Genomic DNA, 16,615 nt, shown 5'->3' with positions numbered 1-16,615 from the left:
TACCCTTATCCATTACCAGTCTTTCTGGTTTTTATTTACATTTGCCATTCTCTAAAACCTTATTCATGAAAACGATAGACAATTTTAATTTTAAGAATAAAAAAGCCTTAATCCGTGTTGATTTCAATGTTCCTTTAAATGAAACATTTGAAGTAACGGATGCCAACCGAATTGAAGCTGCCAAACCAACCATAATAAAGGTTTTGGAAGATGGCGGAAGTGCAGTTTTAATGAGCCATCTGGGTAGACCAAAAGGAGAAAGGAAATCTGAACTTTCTTTACAGCATATTGCCAATAAAGTTTCTGATGTAATTGGTGTGGGCGTGAAATTTGTGGACGACTGCGTAGGTACTACCCCGGAAGAGGCCGTTGCCGCACTTAAGCCGGGAGAAGTATTACTTTTGGAAAACTTAAGGTTTTATTCAGAAGAAGAAAAAGGAGACAAGGATTTTGCCGAAAAACTAAGTAAGTTGGGAGACATTTACGTGAACGATGCCTTTGGTACAGCACACCGTGCCCATGCATCTACCACCATTGTGGCAGAGTTTTTTCCTGAGAATAAATGCTTTGGATACCTTTTGGCGAAGGAAATTGACGCAATCGAAAAGGTAATGCGTACAGGCGAAAAACCCGTACTTGCCATTTTAGGAGGCGCCAAGGTTTCTTCTAAAATAACCATTATAGAAAATATCCTTGATAAAGTAGACCACTTGATAGTTGGAGGAGGAATGACCTATACTTTCATCAAAGCGCAGGGGGGTTCCGTAGGAGATTCCATTTGTGAAGACGATAAAATGGAATTGGCCCTTGATATCTTAAAACAGGCAGAGGCCAAAGGGGTAAAAGTCCATATTCCCGTGGATGTATTGGCCGCCAATGATTTTGCAAATGATGCCGAAACCCAGGTGGTGGACGTAGACAAAATTCCTGAAGGTTGGCAAGGATTGGACGCGGGACCTAAAACGTTGGCCAATTTTAAAGAGGTTATCCTTGGGGCAAAAACCATTTTATGGAACGGTCCTGTGGGAGTGTTTGAAATGGAGAATTTTGCAAAGGGCACTATAGCTGTTGGAAATTACATTGATGAGGCCACTCAAAACGGCGCATTTTCGCTCGTTGGTGGCGGAGATTCTGTAGCTGCGGTAAAGCAGTTTGGATTTGAGGACAAGGTTAGCTACGTATCCACTGGTGGTGGCGCAATGCTGGAAAGTTTGGAAGGAAAAACGCTTCCGGGTATTGCTGCAATAATAGAGTAGATAGCACGTTATCGATAAGTGAGGGCAACGGCAAAATCCGGAAAAATTTCTGTGCTGTTTTCTATTTGCCAAAAAATATGCAACTTTATGTTATTTGCATATGATTGAATCCGTAGGTTTTAGAACCGTAGCTCTTACTTAAGATTAGACTATTGACTATGATTACAGGTACTAAATTTTTGGTTTGTTTGGCTGCGTCCGTATTTACGTTGCCGGTTTTGGCCCAGCAGAAAGATTCCGCAAAGGAGGCTCAAAGAGACTCTCTTTTGGCCATGAAGGAAGAAGTGGGAGCGGATACGCTTGCCATGGATTTGAATGGCGTGGAGCAAATGGAAGAGATGGCCGTTGATTCCAGTGAGATGAATGACGGACTTTCCTTGGTCATTGACAAGGTAATGAAGAAATACAATCTCCAGGACCATGCGGAAGCAGCAAGATATGATAGCCTTTGGATGAAGGAATTATATCAAAACGCATCCCTTTCAGAAGAAATGCATCGGGAAATTGTCAATCTTGAGTACGAAAAGGAATATCCTACCGCTTTGGACACGGATACGCTAAAGGCTCGTTTGGCCAAGTTGAACCAAAAAACTCCTTTTAACGTAGAATACAACCCTTCGCTTGAAAATGTTATAAAATCATTTCTCTTTAGAAAGAGGGATTTAATGGAGCGCATGCTAACCGCAAGCCAGTTTTACTTTCCACTCTTTGAGCAGGAATTGGACAATCATGATATTCCTTTGGAAATGAAATATCTTTCCATAGTGGAGTCTGCCCTTAATCCAAGGGCTAGAAGTAGGGTGGGGGCCACCGGTTTATGGCAGTTCATGTACGGAACGGGGAGGCAGTATAAGCTCAATGTCTCTAGTTATGTTGACGAGCGTAGCGATCCTATCAAATCCACAAGGGCGGCCTGTGAATTTCTAGGAAAGCTTTATGAAATATATGGGGACTGGGATTTGGCCCTGGCCGCGTATAATTCTGGACCCGGAAATGTCAATAAAGCCATCAGAAGATCGGGCGGTCATAAAAATTATTGGAACCTGCGTAGTTTTCTTCCAAGGGAAACGGCAGGCTATGTGCCGGCATTTTTGGCAACCATGTACATCTTTGAATACGCGGAAGAACACGGATTGAGAGGCAAGAAAGTGGAGCGACCCTATTTTGAGACGGACACCGTTCATGTAAAAAGCCTCATTACATTTGACCAAATATCAGAATTGGTCGATGTCAGCAAGGAGGAACTTAGACTATTAAATCCCTCCTATAAATTAAACGTGGTCCCTTTTGTAGAGGGTAAAAAGTATGCTTTAAGATTGCCTAAAAGTTCCATTGGAAAATTTGTGGCGAACGAGGAAGCCATCTATAACCATGTAAAAAAGGAGTTGGAAAGCAAGGAGAGCCCTTTACCGCAACTTGTTAAGCAAGCCGAAGAAAATAGGATCCGCTACAAGGTTAGAAGTGGTGATTATCTTGGAAAGATTGCCGAAAGGTATGGTGTAGGTGTCAGCCAACTTAAAAGGTGGAACGGACTTAGAAGCAATGATTTGAGAGTTGGTCAACGTTTGACTATTTTTCCTAGGAGAACACCCGGTGCGGCGGCGGTGAGCACGGTAAACAAATCTACTCAACCCAGGTCTTTTCCTCCAGGAACAAAGACACATACGGTACAAAGTGGGGATTCCTTATGGACCATTTCAAAAAAATATCCTGGAATTACTGTTGAAAATTTACGAAAATGGAACGGTATTAGTGGTAAAAACCTAAAACCAGGCACAAAATTGAAATTGTGCGCATGTCCATCGTAAATCAACAGAACAAATGAAACACAGCGGAACACTACTTTTACTTTTTACAATCCTATTATTTTCCTGTAAGGAAAACAAGAACACCAGCTATTTGCCCGAATCCACAGGAGCCATAAATTCAATGGTTGCCGTGGTAGACAATGAATTGTGGAGAGGCCACGTGGGAGACAGTATCCGAAAACATTTTGCTGCTCCTATCGTGGGCATGCCAATGGACGAACCCCTCTTTAGTATTGACCAAATAGATCCACGTTTCTTTACCGGATCGATCAGGAACACAAGGTCCATACTTTATGTAACTAAAGACTCCTTAAATCTGGCCCATATTAAAAAGGATATGTATGCATCTCCCCAAAGGGTAGGAGTGATAAAAGGCACTACCAATACTGAAATATTGGAGAACTTGAACAATAAGGCGCCGGAAATCATTGAATCCTTTAGGAGTGTTGAAGTTGCTGCGGCCCAGAAAAGGTTTGAACGCTCCTTAAATAGAGGCACCGTATTGGAAGATGAATTTGGTATCTCGTTAAAAATACCGTCCATTTATAAGGTAGGCAAACACGAAAATAACTTCGTTTGGATAGATAGGGAAATTCATAAAGGTACCGCCAATATTTTGGCATACTCCATGCCCGGTGACAGTTTCAACAACCAAGAAACGCTTGTAAGGGATATAGTGGCGATGAGGGACTCTATAGGGGAAAAGTATATTCCTGGGCCAGATGTGGCAGGAAAAGTCACCTATATGCGTACTGAGCCTGCATACGCCCCTTTCATTTACCCTACGGAGATCGGTGGGTTAAAGGGAGTGGAAGTTCGTGGGCTGTGGGACATAAAAAATTATCCTATGGCGGGACCATTTTTGACCTATATTCTCAATGATAAAGAAAATGATAGGAAATTGGTTTTGGAAGGCTTTGTTTTTGCCCCTGCCACAGAGAAACGTAATGATGTATTTGAGTTGGAAGCCATACTTAAAACCCTACGATTTGGGCAAGTGGCCAATTGATTTGATCAAGCAATACAATGCAAACAAAAAAGCCCCGCACAATTGTGCGGGGCTTTTCATTTTTTGAAATTCTACTTATACGAACGCAAAGCCCGTAGAAAGCCTATATATGAATGCATAGATTACAATTAGTAATAAAGCAAAGCAAAACCATGTGTACGCCTTGAAATATTTTTTTAGCAATCTGTAAGTCCAATCTTTAAAAGCTTCTAAGTAGATTTCTTTGACAAGTAACATTTTCCTCATACCTTCAAATTTTAAGTTCTGATACAAAGGTGGTTAGTTATCTACCTAATTCCTTAAAAATTGGATAAACGGTAAATGAATTAGACCGGGTGAACGGCATATTGTTCAATTTCGGCAAACTGTTTTAATTAACCGTTGTATGGAAAAGGACCAAAAGACTTTGGTAGCAAGTTAGTGGCTAGAAAAGAAATAATACAAAAAACCGCTACCTTTTGGGTAGCGGTCTATTTATTAAGTTTGGTTTATTGATTTTTACATTTTAGTGATAATGAATTCAGAACGTCTGTTCAAATAATGCTCTTCTTCCGTACATCTAACCGTTCCATCACATTGATTGATCAATCTGCTTTCTCCATATCCTGTAGCGCTTTCAATTCTTTCAGGATCTATACCTTGAGAAATGATATAATCTCTGGTAGATTTCGCCCTTCTATCCGATAGATACTCATTGTACGCCCTACTACCTCTGCTATCTGTATGGGACTCAATTTTTATAACCATTCCCGGGTATTCTTTCATTACGTTTACCAATTTATCCAGTTCCTTGGCGGCATCGGTTCTTATGTATGATTTATCAAAATCGAAGTGGATCATATCCGTTTTAATTTTCTTGATTCCATCTTCAAGTGCAATCATTTCCTCTAGACGCTTAAGGGCCACATCAACTTCAACTGTTTCGTTAGTTAAAGTAGAAACATCCATTTCATTGTTTACATATTGGTCTTTAACCGTATTAATGGTGTATTTGGTATCACTGTCCAAATCCTCGAAAACAAAACTACCGTCTTCATCCGTTTCCATTTCCTTGAGTTTTATACCATTTTCGTCAAGAAGCTCTACCAAGGCTTTTGGCATAACATCTCCGGTGGTAAGCTCGGTTACTACACCGGCAATTGCATTTTGATTCGTTGGTACCTCTTCAATGGTAAGCCTTTTAAAGGAATAAATATCATCATCTCCTTTACCTCCCGCTCTATTGGATGCAAAGAAACCTTGTTGGTTCTCATCGTTGACTATATAGGAAAAGTCGTCCTTATTACTGTTAATAGGTTTGCCCAAGTTCTTAACTTCTTGAAACCCTTCCTCTTCATCATAAACGGACTCATAAACATCTAATCCGCCTAAGCCAACGTGCCCATCTGACGAAAAGTAAAGCTTGTCACCGTTAAAGAACGGGAACATTTCACGCTGCTCCGTATTAATTTCTTTTCCAAGGTTTCTTGGTTCCGTAAAGCTTCCATCTTCCAGTACGTCTACTACAAAGATGTCTGTTTTGCCCATGCTTCCGGGCATGTCTGAAACAAAATAAAGTTTTTTACCGTCCGGACTCAAAGCTGGATGTCCCGTGGAGTAGTCATCGCTGTTAAAGGAAACCTCTTGGGCCTCTGTCCACTCCCCGTTAACCTTTGTAGAACGGTAAATCTTTAGGTGGTTTACCCCCTTGTTGTCCCTTTTTAATTTTTTGCCATAGTTGTTTCTTGTAAAATACATGGTTGAATTGTCTGGGCTAAATGTAACCGAAGCTTCATGGTACTTGGTATTTATCTTCTTTGAAAACTTAATAGCGTCTTTTAAGTCCTCATTCTCTTCGTTTATTTTGGCTACATATAGATCAAGATACGGCTGATTGTTCCACTTATACTTTCTGGTACTAAAGATGGAAGAATCCTTGGCGGAAGCAAAGACAACTTGGGTTGAATCCAAAAACATGGGAGAGAAGTCTGAGTATTTAGTGTTGATGGCCAAATTTTTTAGCTCCATTTCCCTTTCACTTCCTAAAATATTGTCCAATACCATTTCGCTTCGCTCAATTTTTGGCTTATCCAACCCTTCCTCTTTCACCTTTTTATCATATAGTTTCATCAGTCTTTTTGAGCGGGCATATTTTCCGGTTCCTTTGAGCGAGTGGGAATACTTAAAAATATTATCTGCAGAGAGTTCCTTTCCATAATTCTCATATAGAACATGGTACCACTCATAGGCTTTTTCCATGTTGGTATTAAAATAATAGGCATCGGCGGCCTTTTGGACAATGTCTTTTGAGCGGTATTTATCTCCTTTTGACAAAGCCTCTTCGTAAAGTTCTGCAGCTTCGGCATACCACATTTTATCAAAGTAATGGTCCGCCCTTTGAATTAACTTTGTCTTGTTTACGTTTTCATGAATTTTCACACCTGTAGAAACAGACTCTGCTTCTTCCTCAAGGCTAAAATTATCTGTTGCAGTAATTTGCGTGGATTCTTCTAAATTATCACCCCCAATTTCATTGCTATTTTCTACCTCTAGTATCCAAACGTCCTGTTTATAATTTCCGTCTAGCTGAGAGGTACAAGCGTCCACCGCTTCAAGACCAAAAGGATAGTACGCCAAATAAAGATAGTGCAAGCCATTACTATCATTGCTAATAGCACCGGCATTTTCAAACCCTTTTTTCTTTAACTTTTTAATCGACTTCGCTAGATTTTTATCATTGCTGAAGACACCTGAAACAATGTAATAGCCATTTTCAACCCCTGCTAATTCGCTAAAAGTTCTATAGGCAATTCCATTTTTTTCGGCTGCTTCCTCAAAGGATTCTCCTATGGAAAGGGGCGTGTCAAATGAAGTTATCATAGACGATTCAGTTTCATATGGCGGTGAAGCCTGAAAACCGATATCTTGAATGTCTTGTGCTCCAAGACTCAAGCAGTAAATTAGAATGAAAGAGGTAAATAGTTTTTTCATGATTTGGGATGTTAGAAAAATCTAGGGGATTTTAGTCTGTTTAGTCTCGATATCCATTGGTATCTCAAGAATATTTCATGGGTGCCAGAATTGTAATTATTTAGTCCACTAGTGGTATAATCATAGGCATAACCAAGATTAAATTGGGGTGAAATTTGAAGCCCAAAAATGGCTGCGACAGAATCATCCCATCTATAATTAACGCCTAGGTTTAGTTTTTCGTATAACAAGAAATTGCCGGAAATATCAACGGATATAGGAGCCCCAAACACTTGTTTAGCAAATAGTGAAGGCTTGAACTTTAGGGATTCGTTCAAATCAAAAACATAACCTGCGATTAAGTTGATATGAAGACTTTCGTCCGCTTTTCTCTCAATCTCCCGGTCATAATGTTCCGATGGGAATAAATTAGGAACCGATAGTCCAAAATATGCTTTCTCTGAATAATAAAAAGCTCCGGCGCCAATTGAGGGCAGTACTTTCCCATTTACATTTTCGTTGAAGGCAACATCATCCTGGTCTCTTCTAATTCCTTTTGTAAAATCCAAGCTGAACAACCGAACTCCTGCCTTTAATCCAAGACCAATACGGTGACCCTTGTTGTTAATGACCAATTGATGTGCATAATTACCATCAATGTAGGTTTCTGTGGCGGGACCTAACTCATCTTGAATAATCGAAAGGCCCACCCCATCAAATTTACCAATTGGGGTGTCCATACCAAACGTTATGGTTTGCGGAGAACCTTCTATTCCTTGCCACTGACTTCTATAGAGAGAAATCAATGTAAGATGTCCCCTTGACCCCGCATAACCTGGGTTTACAGTCAACGGATTGTATTGATACTGGGTATACTGAGGGTCTTGCTGTCCATTTGCATGTAAAGCTCCCAGTAGAAGTAAGGCCAGTATTTTATATGGGTTTAATAATTTCATCACAATTTTTTAATTACCTGCTGATATACAACCAACCGGATTTTGGAGTGGTGGTACCATCGCCTAAATCCAAAGTATAGTAATAGGTACCTACCGGTAATTGGTTGTCGGAACTAATGGTATTTTGATTATTGGTTTGTCCGTCCCATGTGTTATCATATCCTTGGGCAGTGAACACCATAGCTCCCCATCTATTGTAGACCGTAAGCGTATTATTGGGGTATTGTTCAATACATTCAATAAAAAACACTTCATTGGTCCCGTCTCCGTTGGGAGAAAATTCATTATAGACTGTTAAACATACAGATTGTGTTATTTCCGGAGTTGCCTCTGCTCTGTCGTTGTCTGTATTGGGATCAATCTGATCAACATAAATCAATTCGGCAATATTCGTATATGGACCATCTTCATTTACGGTCACCGTCATTTCCATGGAGACGGTTTCCCCAATAGCGATTACCGGAATTTCCCATAATGAAATGGAAACATCATAGGCTCCTACAGTAGCCGTACTGTTCAAATAGGCATATCCACTAGGCAAAATATCTTCGATGCCTACGTTGGTAGCGTCATAACTACTGTTGTTGGTAACACTTACCGTAAATACAATTGTATCACCGAAAAACGTTTGGTTTTTATTTACTGTTTTGGAAACTTCCAAGTCAACGGTAGGAGCATCAATAGTATAGTTGGCTTCATCATCTTCGCTTTGGTCGCCATCGTCATTATTCGGGCTTGAGTCCGGATCAAACTGGTCAGATGCGGTAACTTGGGCGATATTGGTGTATTCGTCCAAAGTATTGGTGGGCGCATTCAATTGCACCTCATAACTCAATACTTGGGTTCCCACTGGTACCGAAGTTAGATTCCAATCAATTCTATTGCCCGTTGCAATTCCTGAATTACTAATGTTGATAAGCTGATATCCTGATGGAACCACATCTTCTATGGAAACGTTAGTTGCCAAGCCTGGTCCTGCATTGGTTAGCACCAGTTCAAACAAAACTCTGTCTCCGGCATTTGGATTTTGATCGGAAGATGCGCTCAATCTTTTTGAAAGACTTAAATCTGCTGGTATAAGTACAATCTCTGCATTATCCTCATCATCTTCGCTCTGATCCCCATCATCATTATTTGGGCTTGAATCTGGATCCAATTGGTCTACGGCCACAACTTGGACCGTATTGAAATACTCACCGCTGGTATTTGTTGGGACATTGATAGTGACCTCAAAGGTCAAAACTTGACTTGAACCACCTGGCACCGAAATACCTGTCCAAAGAATTTGGTTCCCCGTTTGAAGTCCACCGTCGTTGATGGAGGTTACGGTAAATCCGGAAGGAACTATATTTTCAATATCAATGCCTGTAGCGGTATCTATCCCGTTATTGATTACTTCAATAGAGAACGTTAATGAATCACCAGGGTTGCCGGAATCGGGCGTTACGGAATTTATCAATTCTATATCGGAAGACTGTAAAATAAAATTGGCATTGGCTTCGTCATCCTCGCTTTGGTCACCATCATCGTTATTCGGTGTAGAATCAGGGTCAAATTGATCCACCTGAATCACTTCAGCTATATTTAAATACTCATTTGACGTATTCGTAGGATTGTTCACGGTTACCTCAAAACTCAAGGATTCAGTGGAACCACTTGGTATATTAAGTGCACTCCAGATTATATTGTTTCCTGAATTGGAACCACCGTTATTGACATTTACAAGTGTGAAACCTTCTGGTACCGAGTTTTCTACTGAAACATTGGTTGCCGTATTGGGACCGTTATTGCTAACATCAATTGTTAATATAATCGTATCACCTGGATTACCACTTGGTTGGGAAAGCGTAGAGCTTATCTCTAAATCTGCCATTTGAGGAACGATACCTATAGAAGCTTCGTCATCTTCACTTTGGTCCCCGTCATCATTTGCCGGACTTGAGTCGGGGTCGTAATGGGTCGCCGTAGTTACTTCTGCTATATTTAAATACTCATTGGCTGCGCCCGTAGGTGCATTGACGGTGGCCGAGATAGTAATTGAAATGGAATTACCATTGGCAAGGGCCGGCAAGGTCCATTGACCGGAAACAGGGTCATAGAATCCATTAGCGGCATTTCCGGTATCCGAGGTATACGTATAACCTATAGGAAGAATATCAGTAATAATACTGCCCCCGGTATCGTCACTGGGCCCATCATTGTAAGCCGTTAATGTGAAAACCACGGTGTCACCAACATTTGGAGTACTAACATCCACGGTCTTTTCCAAACGTAAATCGGAAGTGGCTTGAACCACAATCGTTATACTGTCTGTGTTATCGCATGAATTTGAATCGGTACCAACCACCGTATAGGTAGTGGTTACTAAAGGATAAACGGTATCGCCATCAGTTACTCCATTGTCCCACACATAGGAATCTGCACCGGAACCTGTCAGTGTCACAGGTTCCCCTGCGTTTATGGAGGTCGTGGTGGCATTTGCAACCACATTTGGTAACGGATGTATAGTTAGGGTTACCGGAACCCTATTATAACTTGTACATCCGGAAGTATTATCCCTGCTTTCTGCATAATAGGTCACCGTACCCACGGTACTTAGGTTTGGGTTTGTGACCACATTGCCCGCAGTTAAGGCATCATACCAAATAATACTCGATCCAGGCGGTGCTGTGGCTATTGCTGTAAGGGTTTGCGTGGGGTTGGCATCACATTCCGTTTGGTCTCCACCACTAACTGGGTCAGCAGGTGTTGCCTCGATAGTGAGGGTCACTGGTGTTCTGGTGCTACTTACACAATTAGTGACATTTTGCCTGCTTTCCGCATAATAAGTAATGGAGCCTATAGTATTCAAGGTTGGACTAGCGACGGTGTTTCCCCCTGTTGCAGCATCATACCAAATGATGGTTGCATCTGTTGGAGGTGTTGCGGTTGCCGTTAATGTTTGAATGGGGTTTTGTTCACATTCTGTTTGGTCACCACCACTCGTAGGAGCCGGTATAACAGGGCAACTACAATCCGGCGCTGTAACATCCAGAGTTTGCGAACACGAATTTGGGGCGGTTACGGTCAAAGTAATATTGTTTCCGGTGGTAACTCCAGATATAGTCCAGTTATTTCCTCCATTATCTACCACAGTTCCCTCACTGGAGTTAACAACGCCTTCACTTACATTAACGGATACTTCATAAGACAACAGATCGGGAGCACAAGTGGCTGCCGAGGCTATCGAGATATCCGGAGTGTCTTGAATGGTCAATGAGACCGGGGTTCTTAGATGGCTTGAGCAAGAAGATGCATTGTCATTGCTTTGTGCAAAGTAGGTAATAGTACCAACAGAGCTTAAGGTAGGATTAACAACAATATTTCCACCGGAGGCCGCATCGTACCAAACCACTGTAGAACCGGCCGGAGCAGTGGCTGATGCTGTCAAGGTTTGAATAGGACTTTGTTCACATTCCACGATATCCCCTCCACTGACCGGAGCTGCTGGAGCGGGTTCGATTGTCAAACTTACAGCTGTTCTTGTTAAGCTGGTACAAGAGGTGCTATTATCATTGCTTTCGGCGTAATAAGTAATACTTCCAACTGAATTAAGAGTAGGGCTGGCAACCACATTTCCTCCTGTTGCGGCATCGTACCAAACAACGTTGGAACCAGCTGGCGCCGTAGCGGTAGCGGTTAAGGTTTGAATAGGGTCTTGCTCACATTCCGTAACATCACCACCACTTACCGGGGCAGTTGGAGCAGCTTCAATGGTCAAGCTAACCGCTGTTCTAGTGCTACTCACACAATTGGTCACATTCTGTCTGCTTTCGGCGTAATAGGTGATGGTTCCAACAGTATTTAATATTGGGCTTGCCACCACGTTTCCACCTGTAGCTGAGTCATACCATACTACTGTTGCATCTGCGGGAGGGGTAGCGGTTGCCGTTAATGATTGGATTGGATTTTGTTCACATTCCGTTTGGTCTCCACCGCTTGTAGGAGGGTCCACTATAGGACAACTACAATCGGGAGCGGTAATATTTAAAGTCTGAACACAGCTGTTGGACCCCGTAACCGTTATGGTGATGTCGTTTCCAGAAGTTACATCAGAGATGGTCCAATTGTTACCTCCATTATCCACCACGACGCCCTCGGAAGAGGTAACGCTACCTTCGGATACACTTACACTTACATCATAAGTGGTTAGATCTGCGGAGCATACTGGACCTGATGCAATAGTTATATCTGGAGTGTCTTGAATCGTTAAAGTAACGGGAGTTCTGCTTTCGCTTGCACATCCGGTAGTACTATCTTCACTTTCCGCATAATAAGTAATCGCGCCAACTGAGTTCAAAGTAGGGCTGCCCACCACATTTCCTCCGGTTGCGGCATCATACCAAACAATGATGTAACTGGCTGGCGCCGTAGCAGTAGCGGTTAAGGTCTGTATTGGGTTCTGCTCACACTCGGTAACGTTACCATCACTTATGGGTGCTGTTGGTGCTGCATCAATAGTTAGCGTAACAGGTGTTCTGTTGAGACTCGTACAGTTCGAAGTGTTATTTTCACTTTCAGCATAATACGTAATGCTACCCACTGTATTTAGGATAGGGCTAGCTATTATATTTCCTCCTGTTGGCGCATCATACCAAATAATGGATGAGCCGGCCGGAGCTGTAGCCGTGGCAGTCAATGTTTGAATCGGGTTCTGCTCACATTCCGTAATGTCGCCTCCACTTACAGGGGCATTGGGTGCACCGTTGATAGTTAGGCTTACGGGGGTTCGCGTGGTACTGGTACATCCGTTAACATTGTCTTCACTCTCTGCGTAATAAGTAATTGTTCCTACAGAATTCAAGGTTGGACTTCCAACTGTACTACCTCCGGTAGGGGCATCATACCATACGACACTTGAGCCTGCGGGAGCTATTGCCGTTGCAGTAAGCGTTTGAATAGGATTTTGTTCACATTGCACTTGATCCCCTCCGCTAGTAGGAGCGTTAACCGTGGGACAGGCACAATTGGGGGCATTAATGGCAATACTCTCTGAGCATGTGTTCACGTCTGTTACCGTTACGGTAATATTGTTGCCTGATGTTATTCCGGAAATGGTCCAGTTGTTGCCTCCATTATCAACTACTGTTCCTTCTGATGAGGTTACGGTACCACTATTTACATCAACCGAAACCGAGTAGGTGGTAAGGTCTGCGGAACAAGTTTGGGAATTCGGCGTTATCGCAATGGAGGGCCTAGCATTCATGGTTAGGGACACCGCTGTTCTGGTATCACTAACACATCCACTGCTATTCGTTCTACTTTCAGCATAATAGGTAATGGTACCTACTGTATTTAAATCTGGATTGGTGATCATATTTCCTGCTGACGGAGCATCGTACCAGACTACAGTAGAACCTGCCGGTGCCGTGGCAGTGGCGGTCATAGTTTGGGTAGGGTTCTGCTCACATTCAGTTTGGTCTCCACCGCTAGTTGGCGCAACTGGAATAGCTTCAATGGTCAGGGTAACTGCTGTTCTTGTATGACTAGGACAAGCAGTGGAATTATCCTGACTTTCTGCATAATAGGTAATAGTACCCACTGAATTAAGTGTGGGACTGGCTACGGTGTTTCCTCCAGAAGCAGCATCATACCAAACCAGGGTAGTTCCTACGGGAGCAGTTGCACTTGCTGTTAAGGTCTGAATTGGGTTTTGTTCACATTCGGTAATATCCCCTCCACTAACAGGTGCATTTGGTGCAGATTCAATCGTAAGGTTTACCGCAGTTCTAGTAGCACTCGAACATCCGTTACCAGAGCTAACACTTTCTGCGTAATATATGACTGTGCCAACCGAACTTAAGGTGGGGCTGGCCACGGTACTTCCACCGGTTGCTGCATCATACCAAACAATGGTTGAGCCTGCTGGTGGCGTTGCGTTTGCGGTTAAGGTCTGTATGGGGTTCTGCTCACACTCTAGTACGTCACCACTACTAATTGGAGCAGCAGGAATAGGTTCAATGGTCAATGTTACGGAGGTTCTTGATGCGCTTGTGCAGTTAGTTACATTGTCCACACTCTCCGCATAATAGGTTACACTCCCTATGGAACTTAAATTTGGACTGGCCACGGTATTTCCGCCTGTTGGGGCATCATACCAAACTAAAGAAGAACCTGCAGGAGGCGTTGCAGAAGCCGATATGGTTTGTACAGGGTCTTGTGCACATTCAGTAATATCTCCACTACTTACCGGTACTATCGGGGCTGTATTTACATTTAGGGTGGCAGCATTGGAAATAGCATCGGCACAAGTGGGCGAAGTACTGGAAGCTACCATTCGATATTGTGAGTTATCCAATCCAACACCCATATTAGAAATATTCAAAGTAGAGGTGGTCGTATTGGAATATGTGGTATCGTCGGTAAGATCCACCCATGTGGAACCATCAAATAATTGCCATTGGAATGTTGCCGTGTTATTGGCACTTGCCGTAAAACTGGTACTGTCGCCTTCACAAGCAGTTTGATTGGTGGGCTGAGAACTTATGGCTGGAGGATTATGAACAACAATGTTCAATCTTCTACGTGGTCCTTCACAATTGGCAGCTGAGGTTGTCTGGCTAACCCAATAAGAAGTTGTACCTGCCGTTGCTGTACTAGGAATGGTAGTACCGGCTATAACAGAGCCGCCGGTGGCCGCATCGTACCAAGTGGGGTTGCTTCCAGATTGCACATAATCGTCTAATTGTTGTGCGGTGTCACCAATACAATAATTTACGGTATTTTGAACCAATGTAGGCGCTGCAGGTAAAGCATATACGACAACCTCTATTTCTTCTCTGATACTTTCACAACCTGTGCTGTCATCTATTTGACTAACATAATATGAGGTTGTACCTGCTGTAGCGGTACTTGGTGTAGGGGCTGTACCACTGGCTGTACCACCTGATGCCACTGTATACCATTGCAGGGTATGGTTAGGTTGTGCCGTTGCCGCTAACTGATTAGCCGTTTCTCCTACACAATATTCCACCGGGCTTGTAACACTTGGGGGTGCAGGGCGAGGTATTTGATATAGATTTATAGACAAGAAATCTTCACTGGAGCAGCCATTTGAATTTTGAGCATAGACTAAAAAATTCCTGAAGAACTCTGAACTTGAAGGAGGGGTAAAAGTAGTTGTATTTGAAGCAACAAGGTTTCCAGAATCATCATACCAATTGGCTGTTTCTCCCGCGGCCGTATCTACAGAAACTGTCATGGTAGGTACGGCCTCACCTTCGCAATATATATATTCATCTGTGCCAGAAGGTGGGTCTACATCATTTATGACAGTAATGTTAAAGGAGTTTTCAGTAAAATTACCTGCAGCATCTCTAACCGTATACTCTATTGTTGTAGTACCAACATCAAATTGAGCACCGCTATTAAGGCCGGTTCCATCACTTCGGAACATCACGTAATCCGCTAAATCGCAATCGGTATTATTTACATTTGTTACGATAGTTCCGGGAATAAGTAAGTCATCCAAATACCCTTCAAGGCCTGTTCCAAAAAAACCAGATGCACTATATCTAATTTGTAATTGATAATTTCCAGTAAGGTTAAGAGGAATAATTTCTTGTTGTACCGAGGTATCGGTGTAAGCTTCGGTGAAATAATCTGAAGTAATTAAGTTTCCGTTTTCATCCAATATATCTAAGTGTATGGTAGGATTATCGTTTAGTGCATTTATACTATGTGAAAAAGTAATTTCGCCGAATCCATTAAAATAGAATACTGGTGTTGTGAAGTAACTCGTAAAATTAGATAAACTTGAAATAGAGGTAGTCCTCAGGTTTCTTGTTCCATTTATTTCTCCGTTATTACTTATAGTAGACCTCGTGAAAGTGTAACATTGGTTAATTGTGGACTCAAAATCTTGAAGAACCGGAGCTATACCCTCTCCTGGGGGGCAATTATCCGATGCCGTAGGCTCTGCCCAAGTATGGGGTGCCGTACATGTATTTGGGTCTGCCGTTAATGTAACGTCCGTTGGGAAGGTCACAAAAATAGGGTCTTCACTATCTACCACCGTAACATTGAACGAACAAGTTGTCACGTTTCCCGAAGCATCTTCGGCACGGTAAACTACGGCTGTGGTTCCTGGCAAGAATGAATCACCAGGGCTATAATTGCTGGTCACACTTACCGCATCTGGGGAGGCTGTTGGGGGCGTCCAAGTGACTGTTGCACCACACACGCCAGGTGTGTACGAGGTGTTCACATCAGAGGGTGGACAGTTACTAAATGTAGGGGGTATATTTTCTAAAGGTAAAAGAGAGATTTCTTCCTTTACTAATAAGATAGAAGGTCTCGAAACAGATTTTTCTTCGGGGGAAAAACTGGTAAAGCCTGCCATGATTGACAAAACAATGAACAATTTTAGTAAGCTTCGCATAAGTAACGTAGAACTTGGTAAATGGTAAAACGAGTTGTTTAAAAACGTGCTGTTATACCATATATTAGTATCTATTCTAACGCAAAGGACGCCAATAGCATACAGTGGGAGGAGTATAATGTTGTGAAAGTCAGCTTATTTGTAGTGTGCTATTGTGCAAATTGTTGGGAACTGGGTTTTCATTTCCAGTTAAATTGAAAGGAGAAAGTTCTAATATG

The 16,615-nt window shown here is 42.4% G+C and carries 7 protein-coding genes; 3 read left to right on the top strand and 4 right to left on the bottom strand.

The features are described from left to right. Window positions 1-65: 65 nt before the first annotated feature. The 3 genes from BIZ36_RS03620 to BIZ36_RS03610 all read left to right on the top strand — a co-directional run bounded on the left by BIZ36_RS03620 (window position 66) and on the right by BIZ36_RS03610 (window position 4,073). The gene (locus BIZ36_RS03620) at window positions 66-1,256 is read left to right on the top strand and encodes a phosphoglycerate kinase (protein ID WP_187456499.1); all 1,191 of its coding nucleotides are present in this window, start codon (window positions 66-68) and stop codon (window positions 1,254-1,256) included. Window positions 1,257-1,414: 158 nt separating this feature from the next. Beyond that, window positions 1,415-3,064, top strand: a complete 1,650-nt coding sequence (locus BIZ36_RS03615) for a LysM peptidoglycan-binding domain-containing protein (RefSeq protein WP_187456498.1) — start codon at window positions 1,415-1,417, stop codon at window positions 3,062-3,064. 13 nt (window positions 3,065-3,077) lie between these two features. Beyond that, window positions 3,078-4,073, top strand: a complete 996-nt coding sequence (locus tag BIZ36_RS03610) for a DUF4837 family protein (RefSeq protein WP_187456497.1) — start codon at window positions 3,078-3,080, stop codon at window positions 4,071-4,073. Window positions 4,074-4,148: 75 nt separating this feature from the next. Here the strand turns inward: BIZ36_RS03610 and BIZ36_RS21250 are convergent, their stop codons facing one another. The 4 genes from BIZ36_RS21250 to BIZ36_RS03595 form a co-directional block, all read right to left on the bottom strand. Further along, on the bottom strand, window positions 4,149-4,310 hold the full coding sequence (locus BIZ36_RS21250) for a DUF6747 family protein (protein WP_317175474.1): 162 nt from the start codon (window positions 4,308-4,310) through the stop codon (window positions 4,149-4,151). 261 nt (window positions 4,311-4,571) lie between these two features. Then, entirely contained in the window at window positions 4,572-7,043 is a 2,472-nt protein-coding gene (locus tag BIZ36_RS03605) for an OmpA family protein (protein ID WP_222937207.1), read from the bottom strand. A gap of 11 nt (window positions 7,044-7,054) precedes the next feature. Continuing rightward, window positions 7,055-7,978, bottom strand: a complete 924-nt coding sequence (locus tag BIZ36_RS03600; protein ID WP_187456496.1) for a PorP/SprF family type IX secretion system membrane protein — start codon at window positions 7,976-7,978, stop codon at window positions 7,055-7,057. A gap of 13 nt (window positions 7,979-7,991) precedes the next feature. Continuing rightward, a complete protein-coding gene (locus BIZ36_RS03595) occupies window positions 7,992-16,397 on the bottom strand; it encodes an Ig-like domain-containing protein (RefSeq protein ID WP_187456495.1) in 8,406 nt (2,801 codons plus the stop codon). Window positions 16,398-16,615 lie beyond the last annotated feature (218 nt).

It is taken from the genome of Cytophaga sp. FL35 (assembly GCF_014349235.1).
Taxonomy (GTDB): domain Bacteria; phylum Bacteroidota; class Bacteroidia; order Flavobacteriales; family Flavobacteriaceae; genus Euzebyella.
Note: the sequence above shows the minus strand (reverse complement) of the source record. Positions and strands in the feature narration are given on the sequence as shown.